The organism is Streptomyces sp. GD-15H (assembly GCF_045291515.1).
Lineage (GTDB): Bacteria > Actinomycetota > Actinomycetes > Streptomycetales > Streptomycetaceae > Streptomyces.
On the sequence record NZ_CP149447.1, the window covers coordinates 3,921,573 to 3,940,263 of the forward strand.

General features: G+C 73.0%; 17 protein-coding genes. 7 read left to right on the top strand and 10 right to left on the bottom strand.

Annotated features, from left to right (window positions below):
* Positions 1-3: 3 nt before the first annotated feature.
* The 4 genes from nadC to WJ438_RS18320 are packed head-to-tail and all read right to left on the bottom strand — an operon-like array spanning position 4 to position 4,665.
* Positions 4-990: a carboxylating nicotinate-nucleotide diphosphorylase gene (gene nadC, locus WJ438_RS18305; protein WP_406726203.1), complete on the bottom strand. Its 987-nt coding sequence runs from the start codon at positions 988-990 to the stop codon at positions 4-6.
* A gap of 5 nt (positions 991-995) precedes the next feature.
* Entirely contained in the window at positions 996-2,717 is a 1,722-nt protein-coding gene (locus WJ438_RS18310; RefSeq protein ID WP_406726204.1) for an L-aspartate oxidase, read from the bottom strand.
* The gene (gene panC, locus WJ438_RS18315; protein WP_406726205.1) at positions 2,714-3,709 is read right to left on the bottom strand and encodes a pantoate--beta-alanine ligase; all 996 of its coding nucleotides are present in this window, start codon (positions 3,707-3,709) and stop codon (positions 2,714-2,716) included. Before panC ends, WJ438_RS18310 begins: the two co-directional genes overlap by 4 nt.
* Positions 3,706-4,665 (bottom strand): Rossmann-like and DUF2520 domain-containing protein, encoded by a 960-nt coding sequence (locus WJ438_RS18320; RefSeq protein WP_406726206.1) that lies wholly within the window; start codon positions 4,663-4,665, stop codon positions 3,706-3,708. The genes panC and WJ438_RS18320 overlap by 4 nt, the downstream gene beginning before the upstream one ends.
* Before the next feature lie 167 nt (positions 4,666-4,832).
* Between WJ438_RS18320 and WJ438_RS18325 the strand changes: the two genes are divergently transcribed.
* Both WJ438_RS18325 and WJ438_RS18330 read left to right on the top strand, forming a co-directional pair.
* Positions 4,833-6,104: a threonine aldolase family protein gene (locus WJ438_RS18325; protein ID WP_406726207.1), complete on the top strand. Its 1,272-nt coding sequence runs from the start codon at positions 4,833-4,835 to the stop codon at positions 6,102-6,104.
* Positions 6,105-6,108: 4 nt separating this feature from the next.
* The gene (locus tag WJ438_RS18330; RefSeq protein ID WP_406726208.1) at positions 6,109-7,257 is read left to right on the top strand and encodes a DUF5937 family protein; all 1,149 of its coding nucleotides are present in this window, start codon (positions 6,109-6,111) and stop codon (positions 7,255-7,257) included.
* A gap of 30 nt (positions 7,258-7,287) precedes the next feature.
* Here the strand turns inward: WJ438_RS18330 and WJ438_RS18335 are convergent, their stop codons facing one another.
* The 3 genes from WJ438_RS18335 to WJ438_RS18345 form a co-directional block, all read right to left on the bottom strand.
* Entirely contained in the window at positions 7,288-7,920 is a 633-nt protein-coding gene (locus WJ438_RS18335) for an AAA family ATPase (RefSeq protein WP_406726209.1), read from the bottom strand.
* Positions 7,921-7,951: 31 nt separating this feature from the next.
* On the bottom strand, positions 7,952-8,623 hold the full coding sequence (locus WJ438_RS18340) for a response regulator (RefSeq protein ID WP_406729726.1): 672 nt from the start codon (positions 8,621-8,623) through the stop codon (positions 7,952-7,954).
* 63 nt (positions 8,624-8,686) lie between these two features.
* Entirely contained in the window at positions 8,687-9,889 is a 1,203-nt protein-coding gene (locus tag WJ438_RS18345) for a sensor histidine kinase (protein WP_406726210.1), read from the bottom strand.
* 150 nt (positions 9,890-10,039) lie between these two features.
* Between WJ438_RS18345 and WJ438_RS18350 the strand changes: the two genes are divergently transcribed.
* Positions 10,040-11,098 (top strand): SAM-dependent methyltransferase, encoded by a 1,059-nt coding sequence (locus WJ438_RS18350; RefSeq protein ID WP_406726211.1) that lies wholly within the window; start codon positions 10,040-10,042, stop codon positions 11,096-11,098.
* A gap of 40 nt (positions 11,099-11,138) precedes the next feature.
* Here the strand turns inward: WJ438_RS18350 and WJ438_RS18355 are convergent, their stop codons facing one another.
* Positions 11,139-12,290: an NADH-quinone oxidoreductase subunit D gene (locus WJ438_RS18355; RefSeq protein WP_406726212.1), complete on the bottom strand. Its 1,152-nt coding sequence runs from the start codon at positions 12,288-12,290 to the stop codon at positions 11,139-11,141.
* A gap of 47 nt (positions 12,291-12,337) precedes the next feature.
* Between WJ438_RS18355 and WJ438_RS18360 the strand changes: the two genes are divergently transcribed.
* A complete protein-coding gene (locus WJ438_RS18360; protein WP_406726213.1) occupies positions 12,338-12,910 on the top strand; it encodes a PH domain-containing protein in 573 nt (190 codons plus the stop codon).
* Positions 12,907-14,241, top strand: coding sequence for a PH domain-containing protein (locus WJ438_RS18365; protein ID WP_406726214.1), 1,335 nt, complete (start codon positions 12,907-12,909; stop codon positions 14,239-14,241). Before WJ438_RS18360 ends, WJ438_RS18365 begins: the two co-directional genes overlap by 4 nt.
* Positions 14,242-14,328: 87 nt before the next feature.
* Here WJ438_RS18365 and WJ438_RS18370 read toward each other — a convergent pair whose 3' ends face one another.
* A complete protein-coding gene (locus tag WJ438_RS18370; protein WP_406726215.1) occupies positions 14,329-15,633 on the bottom strand; it encodes a hypothetical protein in 1,305 nt (434 codons plus the stop codon).
* 427 nt (positions 15,634-16,060) lie between these two features.
* Between WJ438_RS18370 and folP the strand changes: the two genes are divergently transcribed.
* Both folP and WJ438_RS18380 read left to right on the top strand, forming a co-directional pair.
* On the top strand, positions 16,061-16,975 hold the full coding sequence (folP, locus tag WJ438_RS18375; RefSeq protein WP_406726216.1) for a dihydropteroate synthase: 915 nt from the start codon (positions 16,061-16,063) through the stop codon (positions 16,973-16,975).
* The gene (locus WJ438_RS18380; RefSeq protein WP_406726217.1) at positions 16,972-17,493 is read left to right on the top strand and encodes a nuclear transport factor 2 family protein; all 522 of its coding nucleotides are present in this window, start codon (positions 16,972-16,974) and stop codon (positions 17,491-17,493) included. Before folP ends, WJ438_RS18380 begins: the two co-directional genes overlap by 4 nt.
* A 320-nt stretch (positions 17,494-17,813) precedes the next feature.
* On the opposite strand, the gene WJ438_RS18385 is transcribed toward WJ438_RS18380, so the two are convergent.
* Complete coding sequence (locus WJ438_RS18385; RefSeq protein WP_406726218.1) at positions 17,814-18,683, bottom strand: MOSC domain-containing protein; 870 nt, start codon at positions 18,681-18,683, stop codon at positions 17,814-17,816.
* Positions 18,684-18,691: the final 8 nt, after the last annotated feature.

Genomic DNA, 18,691 nt, shown 5'->3' on the forward strand with positions numbered 1-18,691 from the left:
CCCCTATTCCGCTGCCCGCAGGTCCAGGCCGATGTCCAGGATCGGCGAGGAGTGGGTGAGGGCTCCCACGGCGAGGTAGTCGACTCCCGTGTCGGCGTACGCCTTGGCGTTGCCGAGGGTGAGCCGGCCGGACGCCTCCAGCGCGGCCCGGCCGGCGACGACGGCCACGGCCTCCTCGCACTCGCCGGGCGTGAAGTTGTCCAGCAGGATCAGGTCGGCGCCGGCGTCCACGACCTCACGGAGCTGGTGCAGGGTGTCGACCTCGACCTCGATCGGTACGTCGGGGAAGCGTTCCCGGACCGCCTGGAAGGCCTGGGCGACGCCGCCCGCGGCGATGACGTGGTTGTCCTTGACCAGGGCCGCGTCGGAGAGCGACATGCGGTGGTTGACACCGCCGCCGCAGCGCACGGCGAACTTCTCCAGGGAGCGCAGGCCCGGGGTGGTCTTGCGGGTGTCGCGGACCTCGGCCCGGGTGCCTTCCAGGACGTCCGCCCACGCGCGCGTGGCCGTCGCGACGCCCGACAGACGGCACAGGAGGTTCAGGGCGCTGCGTTCCGCCGTGAGGAGGTCCCGGGTGCGGGCGGTGACGGAGAGCAGCTTGTCGCCGGCGTCCACCCGGTCGCCGTCCTCCACGTGCCGTTCGACCTCGAACTCCGCCGTGCAGACCACCGACATGACGGCCTCGGCGATCCTCAGGCCCGCCACGACGCCCGCTTCCCGCGCGGTGAAGTCGGCGGTGGCGACGGCGTCCTCCGGGATGGTCGCGACCGTCGTCACGTCCACGCCGTTGGCCAGGTCCTCCTGGATGGCGACATGGGCGATGTCCTCGACCTCCACCGGGTCCAGACCGGCGTCGGCCAGGAGCTGGGCGAGTGCGGGGTCGAGGCCGCACTCCATGTAGTCGTCGAAGGACTCGTCGGAGTCCGCGCCGCAGGCGCAGCCGTCGCCGCAGCCACCGGACGGGGCGAGGGGGAGATCTGGGGTGGTCACTGCAGTCACTGCTCCTGGGGGGCCTGAAGGGGGAGGGTCGGGGGGAAGTCCGTGGCGTCGGTGGTGTGCGCCGCCAGCGTGCGGTCCGGATTCAGCCGTACGACGATGTGCCGGCGCCAGGCGGCGTCGTCGCGCTCGGGCCGGTCCTCGCGCCAGTGGCAACCGCGGGTCTCCTCGCGCTGCCGCGCGGCGGCGACCAGGACGCGGGCCACGCACAGGAGGTTGGTGGCCTCCCAGGTGTCGACGCCGGGCTCGGCGGTCTTGCCGTTCTCGTCGAGGGCGTCGCGGGCGTCGGCGTGCAGCCGCTGGAGCCCGTCGGCGGCCTGGGCGAGCGAGCCGGCGGAGCGCAGCACACCGGCTCCCCGGGTCATGAGCCGCTGGATGGTGAAGCGGGCCTCCGGGGGGAGCAGGGGGTGCCCGGGGCGGTCGGCCTGCGGGAGGGCTTGGGGCACGCGCGTGTGGAGGGTGTTCCCGGTCCGGCTCGCGGCGATGTCCGCGGCGATGCGCTCGGCGTAGACCAGGCCCTCCAGGAGGGAGTTGGAGGCGAGCCGGTTGGCGCCGTGCACGCCGGTGCAGGCGACCTCCCCGCACGCGTACAAACCGGGGACGGTGGTGCGGCCCCGGGAGTCGGTGCGGACGCCGCCGGAGGCGTAGTGGGCGGCCGGGGCCACCGGAACGGGCTCGGTGACCGGGTCGATTCCGTGGGCGCGGCAGGCGGCGAGGATCGTCGGGAAGCGGTGCTCCCACATCTCGGCGCCGAAGTGGCGGGCGTCGAGGTACATGTGCTCGGCGTCCCGCTCCCGCATCCGGCGCATGATGCCCTTGGCGACGATGTCGCGCGGGGCGAGTTCGGCGAGCTCGTGCTGCCCGGCCATGAAGCGCACGCCGTCGGCGTCGACCAGGTGGGCGCCCTCGCCGCGTACCGCCTCGGAGACCAGGGGCTGCTGGCCCTCCGCGTCGGGGCCGAGGAACAGGACGGTCGGGTGGAACTGGACGAACTCGAGGTCGCTGACCTCGGCACCCGCGCGGAGGGCCAGCGCCACACCGTCGCCGGTGGAGACGGAGGGGTTCGTGGTCGCGCTGAACACCTGGCCCATGCCGCCGGTCGCGAGCACCACCGCGGGGGCGTGCACGGCCCCCACGCCGTCGTGCTGGCCCTCCCCCATGACGTGCAGGGTCACACCCGCGGTGCGGCCCTCGGCGTCCGTCAGCAGGTCCAGGACGAGCGCGTTCTCGATCGTGCGCACACCACGCGCGCGTACGGCCTCGACGAGCGCGCGGGAGATCTCCGCTCCGGTGGCGTCCCCACCCGCGTGCGCGATGCGCCGGCGGTGGTGGCCGCCCTCGCGGGTGAGCGCCAGGCTGCCCTCGGAGGACTCGTCGAAGTGTGCGCCGGTGGCGATGAGACGGCGTACGGCGTCGGGTCCCTCAGTGACGAGGATGCGGACCGCTTCCTCGTCGCACAGGCCCGCGCCGGCCACCAGGGTGTCGTCCCGGTGCTGCTCGGGGGTGTCGCCGTCGCCGAGGGCCGCGGCGATGCCGCCCTGTGCCCAGCGGGTGGAGCCGTCGTCGAGACGGGCCTTGGTGACGACGACGGTGGCCAGCCCGGCGGCCTCGCAGCGCAGCGCCGCGGTCAGTCCGGCGACACCGGAGCCGACGACCACGACGTCCGCGTCGATGGACCACCCGGGCGCGGGCGCGTGCAGTCGTATGCCTGTGCTGGTCACGAGGCGGCTCCGAGAGTGCCGAAGGTCAGGGGGATGTTGTCGATCAGGCGGGTCGTCCCGACCCGGGCGGCCACGGCGAGGACGGCCTCGCCGGTGAAGCGGTCTCCGATCTCGGTGAAGTCCGAGGGGTCGACCAGGGCCAGGTAGTCCAGTGTGAGCGGCGGGGTGAGGCGGGCGGCCGCGTCGAGGACCTGGCGGGCGGCGGCACGGACGGCCGCCGGGCCGGCCGCCGTGGCGACGGCGTGCGCGTCGGCCGCCGCGCGGGATTCGCCCAGCGCGCCGAGCGCCTCGGCACGCGCGCGCGTGGAGGGCACTTCGCGGGCCCGCGCGCGCAGCGCCTCCTGCGCGGCGTGCCGGTCCCGGCCGGCGAACAGCGCGCCGGACAGTGCGAGGGCGGTGCGCCGCTCCGCGGCGGAGAGGTAGCGGTTGCGGCTGGACAGGGCCAGCCCGTCGTCCTCGCGGACGGTGGGGACACCGACGATGTCGACGCCGAAGTTCAGGTCGCGCACCATGCGGCGGATCAGGGCGAGCTGCTGGGCGTCCTTCTGGCCGTACAGGGCGACGTCGGGGCGGGTGAGGTGCAGCAGTTTGGCGACGACGGTGAGCATGCCGTCGAAGTGACCGGGGCGGGCGGCACCCTCCAGGCGTTCGCCCATGGGGCCGGCGCTGATGCGGACCTGGGGTTCGCCGCCCGGGTAGACCTCGTCGGCCGACGGGGCGAAGACAACGTCGGCGCCCGCCTGTCCGGCGATGCCGAGGTCGGCGTCCAGGGTGCGCGGGTACCGGTCGAGGTCCTCGCCCTCGCCGAACTGCAGCGGGTTGACGAAGACGGTGACCACCACCTCACCGTCGGCGCCCGCGCTCTCGCGTGCGGCGCGGATCAGGGTGGCGTGGCCCTCGTGCAGGGCGCCCATGGTCATCACCACGGCACGGCGGCCCGTACGCGCGCGTGCGTGCAGTTCACCGGCGGTGCGCAGCAGGGTGGTGGTCATCGGGACTCCCCTTCGCCTTCGCCGGTGGTGCCCGTTTCGCCGGTGGTGCCCGTCGTCCCGTCGGCGAGTACCCCCAGCAGGTCCTCGGCGAGTTCCGGCTTCAGCAGGCCGTGGGCGAGGGCGCGGTCGGCGGTCGCGCGGGCCATCGCCAGATCGCCGGCGACGGCCTGCGGGGCGTGCCGGCGCAACTCGGCGACGTGCGTGGAGACGGTGCCGGCGTCGCCGCGCGCGACGGGGCCGGTGAGAGCCGCGTCGCCGGAGCGCAGGGCGTTGTCCAGGGCCGCGCCGAGCAGCGGGCCGAGCATCCGGTCGGGTGCCTCGACCCCGGCGGTGCGCAACAGTTCCAGGGACTGCGCGACCAGGGTGACCAGGTGGTTGGCGCCCAGGGCGAGGGCCGCGTGGTAGAGCGGGCGGTTCTCCTCGGCGATCCACTCCGGCTCGCCGCCCATCTCGATCACGAGCGCCTCGGCGGCCAGCCGCAGCTCCTCGGGTGCCGTCACGCCGAAGGAGCACCCGGCGAGCCGCTGTACGTCCAGGGGGGTACCGGTGAACGTCATCGCCGGGTGCAGGGCCAGCGGCAGCGCCCCGGCCCGCAGGGCGGGGTCCAGCACCTTCGCCCCGTACCGCCCGGAGGTGTGCGCGAGGAGTTGCCCCGGTCGGACCGCCCCCGTGCCGGCGAGGCCGGAGACCAGCTCGGGCAGCGCGTCGTCCGGGACGGTCAGCAGCACCAGCTCGGCCCGCTCCAGCACCTCGGCGGGCGCGACCACCGGTACGCCGGGGAGCAGTTGCCCGGCGCGCCTCCTGGACGCGGCGGAGACGGCGGAGACGGCCACCGGGCGGTGTCCGGCGAGTTGGAGGGACGCGGCCAGGGCCGGGCCCACGCGCCCGGCGCCGACGACGCCGACGGTGAGCCGCGCGGGGCGGTCCCTGGGATCCGGCTGTGGGGCTGTGTTCACGCGACGGCGGCCTTCCCGTTCCAGTCCGCTCGGGGTACCGGACGATTTCTCGTCATGTTAACGCGATCGGTTGCCGGGGTGTTCGGTTTGCCGTTGCCGTTGCGCCGTTGCGCGCGGAACGGAAACGCGGGTGCCCTCCCGCAGCCGCGCGGGGGATGATCCCGGCCATGGGCGATACGGCGGGGAACGGCACGGCGGGACAGGGCGAGCGGCGCACCGGAGGGGAGTGGGGAGAGAGGCCGGGAGGGGAGCCCGGCGGGGAGCGGCACCGCGAGCTCCGCGAACGGCGGGTCGCCGCCTACCGTGGTGCTCCACGCGTCCTCGCCCGCCCCGGGTTCCTGGGCACGCTCCGGGAACGGCTGGCACTGCTGGCGGAAGCGGACGGCCGGTACGACCTGGACGAGGCGTCCGACCTGTACGGCGACGGCGTCGTCGAGGCGCTGGAGGAACGCGTCGCCGGGCTCCTCGGCACCGAGGCCGCCGCGTTCTTCCCGACCGGCACGATGGCCCAGCAGGTGGGTCTGCGCTGCTGGGCGGGCCGTACCGGCAGCCCCGTCGTCGCCCTGCACGGACTCAGCCACCCCGAGGTCCATGAGCGGAACGCGTTCAGCCAGGTCGCCGGGTTGCGTCCGGTGCGGGTGACGAGCGAGCCCAGGTTGCCGACCGCCGCAGAGGTGCGGGACTTCGAGGAGCCCTTCGGCGCGCTGATGCTGGAACTTCCCCTCCGGGACGCCGGTTTCCTGCTGCCCACCTGGGAGGAGCTCACCGAGGTGGTGGACGCCGCGCGGGAACGCGAGGCCGTGGTGCACTTCGACGGGGCCCGGCTGTGGGAGTGCGCCGTCCACTTCGGCCGGCCGCTGGACGAGATCGCCGGCCTGGCGGACAGCGTCTACGTGTCGTTCTACAAGTCGCTCGACGGCTTCGGCGGCGCGGCGCTCGCCGGTCCCGCGACGCTGGTGGCGGAGGCGAAGGCCTGGCGGCACCGGTACGGCGGCACCGCCTTCCAGCAGTTCCCGACCGCGTTGTCGGCCCTGATCGGCCTGGAGCGGGAGCTGCCCCGGCTGCCGGGGTACGTCACCCACGCGCGCGTGGTGGCCGCCGCGCTGCGCGAGGGACTGGCTGCGGCCGGGGTGCCGTGGTCCCGCGTCCATCCCGGGGTGCCGCACACCCACGACTTCCAGGTATGGCTGCCGTACGACGCGGAGGCCCTCGCGGAGGCGGCGATCCGCACGGCCGGGGAGACGGGAACCATGCTGTTCGCCAACGGCTGGGAGCGGCAGGGTCCCGGCCTGGCGCTCACCGAGGTGTACGTGCGGGCGGCCGGCCTGGAGTGGACCCCCGACGACGTGCGGACCGCCGCCGCGGACTTCGTGGCCCGGCTGGCGATTGACGGCGGGCGTCAATCGGGGGCGGCGTTGTCAGTGCCGGGGGCACCATGACGGCATGAGCGTGCGGATCGACATCGCGGGGCTGCAGCCGATGGGGGCGCCCCCTGCCCGAGGGAAGCCGAGAGCTTGGGGGAAGGTCGCTTTCGTCCCTTCTCCGCTGGCCGAGCTCGGCATGGCGCTGCACGCGCTGTCCGAGCCGGCCCACCATCCCGGGCTCCAGGGCTGGGTGACGGGCGTGACCGCGCGCCTGGACCCGCATCTGGCGGACCGGATGTGCGAGGCCGACTTCCTGTGGCGTACCACGTTCTCGGACCTGTTCCTGCCGTGCGCGGGCCTCCCCGGCGGCAGCGCGCTCCCCGGCGCCGGCCTCGCCGAGGAGCTGGACCTGCTGGACAAGCTGTCGGACGAACAGTTCGTGGACGCCGCCCTGGAGTTCACCTGCGCGGTCCCCTACGACACCCCGGGGGCCAACGGCCCGCTCACGGACGAGGGCCTGCGCCACCGTTCGCTGGAGCGGGCCGCCGCGCGGGGGCCCCGGCAACTGCGGTTCACGGAGCAGTTGCTGGCCGATCCGCCCCGGATCCGGGCCTGGCTGCGGCAGTTCCTCCACGACTGCGACGAGGCGTTCTTCGCGGAGACTTGGTCCCGGCTGCGGCACCAGCTCGCCGCCGACGCCCGTCACAAGACCGACCTGCTGCGGCACAAGGGGCTGCCCGAGGCACTGGCCGCGGTGTCCCCGGCGGTCACCGTCGACGAGGCGGCCGGCCTGATCATGGTCGACAAGCTCGGCGACGGCCGTACGACGACGGCCGACGGCGGTCTGCTGCTGATTCCGACGAGTCTGGGCCGGCCGCACCTGATCGTCCTGCACCGGTACGGCTGGCAGCCGGTGCTGCAGTACCCGGTCGGCTCGTCCGGGTTCGTCGTCCCGCCGACGGTCGAGCAGCTGGCCCTGCGGATGACCGCGCTGTCCCACCCCGTCCGCATGCGCATCTGCCGCCATCTCGCCCGCAGCGCGTACACCACGAGCGAGCTGGCCCTGGCGCACGGGATGACGGCCCCGGAGATATCCCGGCACCTGGGCGTGCTGAAGAAGGCGGGCCTGCTCACCACGCGCCGCCGTGGCCGGTACGTGCTGCACCAGCTGGACGTGACGGTCGTGGCCCGACTCGGCAGCGATTTCCTGGAGGGCATCCTGCGCTGAGGGCTCTCGGGCAGGCCTTGAGGCCGGTTCTCAGTCGAAGCGGATGTGCCGGAGCCCGACGCGCGCCTGCCGCAGCCGGGTGCGCAGTGACCCCTCATGGTGGGGGCGCAGCTCCAGCCCCGCCAGTACGGCGATGCGGTCCGCCGTCTTCGGCACGGTGGTGCGGTCCGTCCACAGATGCTCGGCGAACTCCGGCTCGGCGAGCCGCTCCAGACAGTGGTCGAGCTGCTGCACGGCCCAACTCTCCCGGTGGGGGACCGGGTTCTTCCCGGCGGTGGAGCGCAGGAGGCGTCCGAGGCCGCGCTCGCGCAGCCGCCTCAGCACCGTCTCCCGTTCGGCGAGGAGGGCGAAGTGGTGTACGTCGTGGCCGAGTTCGCGCAGCCGGCCAACCGTCTCGGCGAAGTAGCCGGAGTCCGTGACCGTCATCGGCGCGATCACGACGCCGTCGTGCCGGGTCAGGGCGAGGTCGAGGACCTCGACGACACCCTGCCGCCAGGAGGTCAGATCCTGGAAGTCCCCCCGCAGTTCGGGCGGGAGCATGCGGCGCAGGCCGAACCCGGCGTGTTCCGGGTCGCAGATCACGCTGCCCGGGAGACGGCGGTGTATCTCGTACGCGGTTTGTGTCTTACCGCCCCCGAAAGGGCCGTTGATCCACAGCAGCATGCGCCGACCTTACCGACGCCGGGGTGACCGGTCAGCCGTGTCCGCCGGCCCGTACCAGTCCCGTCTCGTAGGCGAGGACCACCACCTGCACCCGGTCCCGCAGCCCCAGCTTGGTCAGGATGCGGCCCACATGCGTCTTCACCGTCGCCTCCGACAGCACCAGCCGGGCCGCGATCTCGCCGTTGGACAGGCCCTGCGCGACCAGCACCATGACCTCCCGCTCCCGCTCGGTGAGCCGCTCCAGCGCCTTGTGCCGGGGCTGCTCGGCGGTGGTCGGCAGCATGGGTGCGAAGCGGTCCAGGAGCCGGCGGGTGGTGGACGGCGCGACCACGGCGTCACCGCTGTGCACCGCGCGGATCGCGGCGAGCAGTTCGCCGGGGGGCACGTCCTTGAGCATGAAGCCGGAGGCGCCCGCCTTCAGCCCGGAGAAGGCGTACTCGTCGAGGTCGAAGGTGGTCAGTATCAGCACCCTCGGCGGGTCGGCGTCCGCGCAGATCCGGCGGGTCGTCTCCACCCCGTCCAGCTTCGGCATCCGGACGTCCATGAGCACCACGTCGACGGCGGTGGCACGCAGCACCTGGAGGGCCTCCACGCCGTCGCCCGCCTCCGCCACGACCTCCATGTCCGGCTGGGCGTCGAGCACCATCCGGAACCCGGTGCGCAGCAGCACCTGGTCGTCGACGAGCATCACGCGGATCGCCATCGGGTCCTCTTCCAGTTCCGGTGTTACAGGCATCAACAAAGGGCGTGCGCAAGCGTCCGGGTGTCAGGGGCCGGGTTTGAGCGGCAGCAGGGCACTGATGCGGAATCCTCCGCCCGGCCGCGGACCCGCGTCCAGGGTGCCGCCGACCATACCGACCCGCTCGCGCATGCCGATCAGACCGTGGCCCTGGCCGTCGAGGCCGCCCTCCTCGTACAGCTCGTGCGGGGCGCCCTTGCCGTCGTCCTCGACGAGCAGGCCGAGACCGTCGTCGAAGTACACCAGGCGCACGCTGGCGCCCGTGTTGGGCCCGCCGTGCTTGCGGGTGTTGGTGAGCGCCTCCTGCACGATGCGGTACGCGGTGAGTTCGAGGCCGCTGGGCAGCGGACGCGCGGTGCCCTCGACCTTGAAGTCCACCGGCAGCCCGGACGCCCGGCACTGCTCGACGAGGTCCTCGATCTGCTGCACGTCCGGCTGCGGCACGTACTCCCCGGCCTCCTGGTGCTCGCCGGTGCGCAGCACGCCGAGCAGGCGGCGCATCTCGGCGAGGGCCTGGCGGCCGGTGGAGGAGATGGTCTCCAGGGCCTTCTTCGCCTGGTCGGGCGCGGCGTCGAGGACGTAGGCGGCGCCGTCGGCCTGGACCACCATCACCGACACGTTGTGGGCGACGACATCGTGCAGTTCACGCGCGATGCGGGCGCGTTCGGCGGCGACCGCGACCTTGGCCTGCGCCTCGCGCTCCCTCTCCAGCCGGGCGGCGCGCTCCTCCAGCTGCGCGAAGTAGGCACGCCGGGTGCGCATGGAGTCGCCGAGCACCCAGGCGAGGGCGAAGGGCACGGCCTGGAATATCACCATGGCGATGTTGCCCGCCGTGCTCACGTCTTCGAACGGCCAGCGTGCCTGGGCCACGGGAGCCGCGCACAGGCCGGCGGCCAGTGCCAGGCGGGAGGCCCAGCGGGCGCCCACGGTCGCGACCGTGTAGACGATCACCAGCAGGGCGAAGTCGGCGGGCATCGTCGCCACGTCCAGGACCACCTGGAGCACGCTCACCACGACGGCCAGGATCAGCATCCGCTCCGGCATTCGCCGGCGCAGCGCCACGACCAGCGACAGCAGCAGCATGACCGGCACGGTGAGGGCCGGCAGCTGTGTCCCCTCGGTCTTCTCCGCGTCCGCTCCGCTCAGCACCGAAGTCCCGAACAGCACCACGGCCCAGAAGCCGTCGACCCATGCCGGGTGTCTGCGGAGAAAATCATAGAGGCGCTGCACGTGATCCAGCGTAGGGAAGCGAAATGCGTGCAGGGGTCAACCGGAGGGTCGATCCCCGGTCGGCACGTGTACTCCGCAAGGTGGAGGCCCGGCATACCCGCGCGCTTAACCTGGCCCCGTGACAGCGGCGGCGACGAGCGGGTGGCACCGGTGACGGCGGAGGCGGAAGGCGACCGGCATGGCTGGCGCGGCTGGCGGGCGGCGGCCCGGACCGCCCTGTACGGGCCGGACGGCTTCTACCGCCGGCCGGAGGGTCCTGCCGGGCACTTCCGTACGTCGGTGCACGCCTCACCGCTGTTCGCGGAGGCCGTGGCCCGGCTGTTGTGCCGGGTCGACGAGGCGCTGGGGCGGCCCGCGGTGCTCGACTTCGTGGACATGGGGGCGGGCCGGGGCGAACTGGTCACGGGCGTCCTCGCCGCACTGCCCGCCGATGTGGCGGCACGCGCGCGTGCCCACGCCGTCGAACTCGCCGGCCGTCCCGGCGGACTCGACCGCCGGATCGAGTGGCGGACCGAGCCCCCGGAACGGATCACCGGGCTGCTGTTCGCCAACGAGTGGCTGGACAACGTACCCCTGGAGGTCGCCGAGGTGGACTCGGCGGGCGTCCCGCGCCTGGTCCTGGTGCGGGAGGACGGCACGGAACGGCTCGGGGCGCCGGTCACGGGCCCGGAGGCGGAGTGGCTGGCCCGGTGGTGGCCGTTGCCGGCCGGGCGTCCCACGGCGGACGGGGCGGCAGCGGAGGCCGGAGCGGCCGGGGAGGGGCTGCGGGCGGAGATCGGGTTGTCCCGGGACGTGGCGTGGACGTCGGCGGTCGGGGCGCTCGAGCGGGGGCTCGCCGTCGCCGCGGACTACGCGCACTCGGCGGACGCGCGACCGCCGTTCGGGACCCTCACGGGTTTCCGGGAAGGGCGGGAGACGACACCCGTACCGGACGGGTCGTGCGACCTCACCGCGCACGTCGCCCTCGACTCCTGCGCGGCGGCCTGCGCTCTCCCCGGCGCCCGCCTGCTCCCTCAGCGGGCGGCCCTGCGCTCCCTGGGCCTCACGGGCGCGCGCCCCCCGCTCACGCTGGCGTCCGTCGACCCCTCCGGCTACGTACGCGCCCTCGCGGGCGCCTCCCAGGCCGCCGAACTCCTCGCGACGGGCGGGCTCGGCGACTTCGGGTGGCTGCTGCAGCCCGTGGGAATCCCGGACGTCCTCGCGGACTGACCCCCGCGGACCGGCATCCGCCGGACCACCGGACCCGGACCTACTTGTCGATGTCCCCCACCACGAAGAACATCGACCCCAGGATCGCCACCATGTCCGAGACCAGCGTCCCCGGCAGCAGTTCGGTGAGCGCCTGGATGTTGTTGTACGACGCCGAGCGCAGCTTCAGCCGGTACGGCGTCTTCTCACCCTTGCTGACCAGGTAGTACCCGTTGATGCCGAGCGGGTTCTCGGTCCACGCGTACGTGTGTCCCTCGGGCGCCTTGAGGACCTTCGGGAGCCGCTGGTTGACCGGTCCCGGCGGCAGGTCGGCGAGCCGGTCGAGACAGGCCTCGGCGAGGTCGAGGGCGTTGTACGTCTGCTCCAGGAGGCACTCGAAGCGGGCGAGGCAGTCGCCCTCCTCACGGGTCACGACCTTCAGGACGTCACCCAGTTCGCCGTAGGCGAGGTACGGCTCGTCGCGGCGCAGGTCGAAGTCGACGCCCGAGGCACGGGCGATCGGCCCGCTCACGCCGTACGCGTGCACGGCCGCCGCGGAGAGGACGCCCACCCCGCGCGTGCGGCCCCGGAAGATCTCGTTGCCGAGCACCAGGTCGTCGAAGCGGTCCATGCGGGAGCGCACGTCGGCGACGGCGGCACGCGCACGTGTGGTCCACCCCGCCGGAAGGTCCTCCTTGAGACCGCCCACGCGGTTGAACATGTAGTGCATGCGACCGCCGGAGACCTCCTCCATGACGTGCTGAAGCTCCTCGCGCTCCCGGAAGGCGTAGAAGATCGGCGTGATGCCGCCGAGCTCCAGCGGATAGGAACCGAGGAACATCAGGTGGTTGAGCACCCGGTTCAGCTCCGCGAGCAGCGTGCGCAGCCACACCGCGCGCTCGGGGACCTCCATGCCGAGCATCCGCTCCACCCCGAGGACCACGCCCAGCTCGTTGGAGAACGCCGACAGCCAGTCGTGGCGGTTGGCCAGCATGATGATCTGGCGGTAGTCGCGCGCCTCGAACAGCTTCTCCGCGCCCCGGTGCATATAGCCGATCACGGGCTCCGCGCGGTTGATGAGCTCGCCGTCCAGGACGAGCTTCAGCCGCAGCACGCCGTGTGTGGACGGATGCTGGGGTCCGATGTTGAGCACCATGTCGGTGCTCTCCGCGGCGCCGCCGATGCCGACCGTGGTCTCCGTCGTAGGAGTCATGTCCACAGTCTCCCCTACGCACGCCGGGGCCTACGTACGCTGGGGCCATGGAGACGGGGAACCCGCACGACACGGGGACAGCGGAGGCGCGGCGGCCCGCCGACGCGGCGGCGGGCGCGTCGGCGGCGGGAGCGGTGGAGCCGGTGAGCCCTGACGACGGGCCGGAGTGGATCGCGCTGCCACCGGGGCTGTTGAAGCTGCGCCGGCTGATGCTCGTGGTGTGGCTGGGATTGCTCGCCCTGGCCGCCGGGCTGGTACCGGGACTGCTGGCCGGGCCCGGCTGGGCCGGCTTCGCCGCGCTGCCGCTGGCCGTGCTGGCCTGGGGCTGGGTGATGCTGGAACGCAACTGGCGCTCCTGGGGGTACGCCGAGCGCGCCGACGACCTGCTGATCAGCCGGGGCGTCCTGTGGCGCCGGGAGACGATCGTGCCGTACGGGCGGATGCAGCTGGTGGAGGTCACCTCCGGTCCCGTCGAACGGCACTTCGGGCTGGCCAGCGTGCAACTGCACACGGCGGCCGCGGCGACCGACGCCACCATCCCCGGTCTCGTCCCGGCCGAGGCGGAACGGCTGCGCGACCGGCTCACAGAGCTGGGCGAGGCCCGATCGGCGGGGCTGTGACAACCCCGGAGGTCCACCAGGACGTACGCGAGCGGCGCCCGGTGCTCGAGCGCAGGCTGCACCCCGTCACGCCACTCAGGCGGGCGTGGGCGCCTGTCGCGGTCGTCATCGGGTGGGCGCTGCACGACCCGGACCAGGCGCAGCGCCAGCTGACCCGGCTGACCACGACCACCCTGCTGATCGGTCTCGGCGTCCTCCTCCCGGCCGCCGCCCTCTACGGCTTCCTGACTTGGTGGTTCACCCACTTCGCGGTGACCGACAGCGAACTGCGCATCCGCACCGGGCTGTTGTTCCGCCGCACCGCGCACATCCGGCTGGAGCGGATCCAGGCCATCGACGTCACCCAGCCGCTGCTCGCGCGGGTCGCGGGCGTGTCAAAACTCAAACTCGACGTCGTCGGCACCGACAAGAAGGACGAACTGGCCTTCCTGGGTGCCGACGACGCCCGCGCGCTGCGCGCCGAACTGCTCGCGCGGGCAGCGGGTTTCGCACCCGAGACGGCGCACGAGGTCGGCGAGGCGCCGTCCCGGCAGCTGTTGCGCGTGCCGCCCGGCGTCCTCGCCCTCTCCCTCGTGCTGACCGGCGCGACCTGGGTCTGGCTGATCGGCGCCGTCGTCGTGGTGCCGCTGCTGTGGATGGCCACCCACAGTCTGTGGACGGTCCTCGTCGCCGCCGTACCGCTGTTCGGCGCGGCGGGCGCGAGCAGCGTCGGCCGGTTCGTCACCGAGTACGACTGGACCCTGGGCGAGTCGCCCGACGGACTGCGGATCGACCACGGGCTGCTGGACCAGGCGCACGAGACGGTGCCGCCGGGACGGGTGCAGACCGTGCGGATCGTGGAGCCGCTGCTGTGGCGGCGACGGGGCTGGGTGCGGGTCGAACTCGACGTGGCCGGCTCCTCCAACTCCCTGCTGCTGCCGGTCGCTCCGCGCGAGATCGCCGAGTCCGTCGTCGCGCGCGTGCTTCCCGGCGTCGGCGTGCCGTCGCACGCGGAACTGTCCCGGCCGTCACGGCGCGCCCGCTGGTGCGTGCCGGTGTGGTGGCGCGGCTACGGACTCGCCGTCACCGACACCGTGTTCGCCGCGCGGCACGGCCGACTGAGCCGGACCGTCGCCCTGGTGCCGCACGCGAAGGTGCAGAGCGTACGGCTGGTCCAGGGGCCCTGGCAGCGCGCCCGGGGCGTCGCGGACGTCCATGTGGACACCGGGGCCAACAAGTCCGTGGTGGCCCGGCTCCGGGACGCCGACGAGGCGGCGGAGCTGCTGGGGGCCCAGGCGGAACGTTCCCGGACCGGTCGCCGGGACGCCCGCCCGGACCGCTGGATGGCCTGACTCCGCACCCCGGAACCCCGGAAAGCACGGACGGGGTCCCGCACGTCCACGTCGTCCGTGCGGGACCCCGTCCGCCTGACCGGTGCTTCAGGAGACCGCGCTGCGCAGTCCCTCGGTGCCGGCCACGTCGGCCGTGCCGCCCGCGCCGCCCTCTTCCGGCTCGTCGTGCGCCGTCAGATCGATGACCTGGCCGACGGCCCGTGCGTCCTCGCCGGTCGGCTCGAACTCGGCATCGCCCTCGGCCTTGTGCGGGGCCGGCGCCTCCTGGCCGACGCCATCGGCCAGGTCCTCGTTCTGGACGCTCTCGGGGCCGGTGCCTTCCTCGGCCTTCTGCGTACCGAAGAAGTCGAACCCGCCGTCGGTCACCGGGCGTCGGGCGGGCTCCGTCGGCGGTACGACCGCGACCGCGGTCGGCACGGTGAAGTGCCCGGGGGGTTGCACGGAGCGGCCGGGCGGGGCCAACTGCTCGGGCTGGGACGGCGCCTCGGGCGCGATGTCGGTGTCCGGGCCGGAGGAGGCCGCGCGCTCGTGCTCGCCGACCGCCCCCGGCTGCTCCTCCGCCCCGTCCTTCTGCGACTGCTCCGGCTTCCGCTTCTTCGTGGGCTCGGGGCCGTCGTCCTCGGGGAAGTCGCCCTCGGGGGTGCCGTGGTGCTTCCCCTGCGCGTCGTCGGCCTCCGTGTCAGTGGCATCGGCATCGGGGACGTCCTGCGCGGGCCGGTCGTCGCCCTCACCCTCGTCGCCCTCGCCCTCACTGTCGGCGGCGAGCCGCGCCAGCGCCGCGCCGGCCCGCAGGAACAGCTTGGATCCCTCGGGCGAGAAGACCGCGGCAGCCGTCGGCTCCGCCTCGACCGCTGCCGCCCCGATCCTTTCCTCCACCGCGGTTCCGTCCGCGCTCCTGGCCGCCGGCACGGACGCCGTCCCGGCGGTCTCGTCACCGGACCGCGCCGAAGGCCCCACAGGCAAGGCACGGGCCGGGACCGCCGCCTCGATCTCGAGCACCCGGCGCTCCTCCAGAACGTTCGCCCGCTCGGTCTGCGCGGCGGCGTACCGCCGAAGCAGTGCCGCGTGCTCGCTGCGCAGCCCGGCCAGTTCCGCGCGCTTGACGCGCAGCCGCTGCTCCAGCTTGGCGCGCAGCTCACGCGACTCGTCGAGGTCGGCCTCCAGTTCGGCGACCCGCTCCTCGAACCGCCACTCGTCACTGGCCCGCGCGCGCGTGAGGTCGGCGACCTGCTTGCCGGCCAGGGTGTCCCAGTGCCGCATGACGACCGCACCGACGATCGCCGTGGCCGCCGCGGCGGCGGCCAGGAGGCGAAGCGTCATCGGTTGTGTGAACACCCAGGGCCCCAGGGCGCAGACGAGAGAGACGCCTGCGATCGCCGACGGGGGCAGCATCCTGTGCAGGGGCGGGGAATGGCGGTGACGTCCACGTGGCATGGCCAGAAACTTACCGCGCGTAGGCGAATGAGGGAGCCCCGCCCCGTAAAAACAAAGCCGCGCCAGGGCTTTCACAAGGCGTCAGACAACTCCGCCGAACCGTGAATAGACCCGACGCGCGAATATGCAAGATCACTTTCACGGCAAGGGGCGGGTTACCGCTTTCCGGGACGGTCGACGAGATCCGCTCACCTTCCTTCCTTCTCCCACTCGACGGCCTTTCGGCCCGTCGGGGATCTCTCACGGAACCACGGGACGCGATGCCCGTCCGCACCGATGACGTCCGCACCGATGAGGAAATATCGGAGGGGGCACGGGCCCCGCTTCCCTCCGGGGCCCCGGGTCCAGGTGCTCCCGGGCCGCGCCCGGGGCATACGCTGAACATATGAGCAGCAGCAGCGGACATCTCCACGTCGCGGGCCTCCCCCACTGGGACCGCTGCGCGGTCATGGGCGTGGTGAACGTCACCCCCGACTCCTTCTCCGACGGTGGCCGCTGGTTCGACACGACGACCGCCGTCAAGCACGGCCTCGACCTGGTTGCCCAGGGCGCTGACCTGATAGACGTCGGCGGCGAGTCCACCCGCCCCGGCGCCACCCGCGTCGACGAGGCCGAGGAACTCAAGCGCGTCATCCCCGTGGTCCGCGGCCTCGCCGCGGAGGGCGTCACGATCTCCGTCGACACCATGCGCGCCTCGGTCGCCGAGCAGTCCCTCGTGGCCGGCGCCGCGCTCGTCAACGACGTGAGCGGCGGTCTCGCCGACCCCGACATGATCCGCGTCGTCGCCGCCGCCGACGCCCCCTTCGTCGTCATGCACTGGCGCGGCCTGCTGGAGGGCGGCAACGTCAAGGGCGTGTACGACGACATCGTCACCGAGGTCGTCGACGAGCTCCACGCGCGCGTGGAGGCGGTGCTGGAGGGCGGCATCGCGGCCGACCGCGTGATCGTCGACCCGGGACTCGGCTTCTCCAAGAACACCGACCACGACCTCGCCCTCCTCGCCCACCTCGACCGCCTCCGGGCGCTCGGCCACCCGCTGCTCGTGGCCGCGTCCCGCAAGCGGTTCCTCGGTCAGGTCCTGGCCGGGCCCGACGGCGCGCCCCCGCCCGCCCGGGAACGCGACGCGGCCACCGCCGCCGTCTCCGCCCTCGCCGCACAGGGCGGCGCCTGGGCGGTCCGCGTGCACGAGGTGCGCGCCACCGCGGACGCCGTACGGGTCGCACGCGCCGTCGAACAGGCGCGCACCCCGGACGGCACGCGCTCCGAACCCGGCCCGCACGGCGCAGAAGGAGCCCGGTGAGCGCGCCTCACACCGACGTCGAGCAGGTCGAGGCCACCAACGCCGCCTTCTACGAGGCACTCGAGCAGGGTGACTTCGAAGAGGTGGTGTCACTCTGGCTCACCCCGGCCGACCTGGGCGTCGACGAGGGCTACCACGACCCGGCGGACGTCGGTGTGGTCTCCTGCGTGCACCCCGGCTGGCCAGTGCTCACCGGCCGCGGCGAGGTACTCCGGTCGTACGCCCTGATCATGGCGAACACCGACTACATCCAGTTCTTCCTCACCGACGTGCATGTCTCCGTCACCGGCGACACCGCCCTGGTGACCTGCACCGAGAACATACTCAGCGGCGGTCCCGCCCCGAGGGCGGGCGAGGAGCTCAGCCCCCTGGTCGGCCAGCTGGTCGTCGCCACCAACGTCTACCGGCGTACCCCCGCGGGCTGGAAGATCTGGTCCCACCACGCCTCCCCCGTCCTCGCCGAGAACGGCGAGGACGAGACCCCCGACGCCCCCGACGACACCGGCTCCCCCGCCTAGACGAGTCATTCCCAATGAAGCTTCATTGGGGATCAGATCCGTCCAGCTCAGCCCTTCGGTTGCTGTCCGGCCTGCTGACCGCGTGCTGCCGCGAGCAAGGCACACGCTGGTGCCGGCCCGTGGGAGCATGGCCGGACACCCACCTGTCGGTCGATCTCATGGTGAACGTCGGAACCATCCGACGGTCCCCTCGCTGGGCATCCGGTCCGGTGGCGAGCAGGCGGCCGTGGGATGAGGCGAAGGCTAAATCCTCTGGTCGTTGGCTACCGTCGGCCCACGGACAGGCGACACCGGTGGGTGGTTGAGCTCACTATCTGAGGTCACTCCAGCTTGACGGTGTCACTGCGGCGGATCTCGCCGCCTTGGAGTACGGAGGCGTACACGCCTACATTGACGTTGTTGTGTCGGGCTGCGGTGCGCAGGATGCCCCGATCCTTGGGCAGGTCCGCCTGTGGCAGTGTGGTCATCACGCACCGCGGACAGGGGCCCGTGATGGCCAGGCGTACCCCGTCGCCTCCGATCCGCACGGTGCGCCCGATCCAGGCATCCTCCGTGAAGTCCTTGACACCGGCGAGGGTCTCCACGACGACGTTGGGCCGGAAACGCCGGACTTCGAAGCGACCATCTGGATAAAGTTCGCGCAAGCGGTCGAGGGTTGCCGTGGTCAACACGTGCACCACGGCGCAGTCGAAGAACGTTCCCTCAGGCAGGTCGAAGTCGGTGACGGTGTCCCGGTAGTCCAGGCCCTCCATGTCGGGCCAATACTCCTCGGCCCGGGGGGCCCACGGGTTCGGGAAGGTGGATTCCACGGCTTCTCGTCGGCCCGGTTCCGCGGCCTCGAGCGTCACCTCACGGCCGAGTACGCGCGAGAGGTACTCGTCCACATCTTTCTGCTCACTGGTGAGCAGCGTGCCGTCCGGCAGGGTGATGCGGACCGGCGGCGTCCGGTGGCCGCGGTGCACCGGGTCGGCGAATCCGGCGCGGAACTCGAACAAACGCGGCCACTTCCGCGGATTCTTCGCGCTGACCACCTTCCCGTCCGTGCGGTCCAGCAGGGCGTAAGCGCGATCGCCGAGCACCCCGCGCTGACCGACCTCGGCGGCGTTGAGTTCCTCTCCCAGCATCGACTTGACCGGATACCGCCACAGGGAGACCACCGACCCGAGGATCTCTTCGGTTGGCCGAGCCATGTCCTACC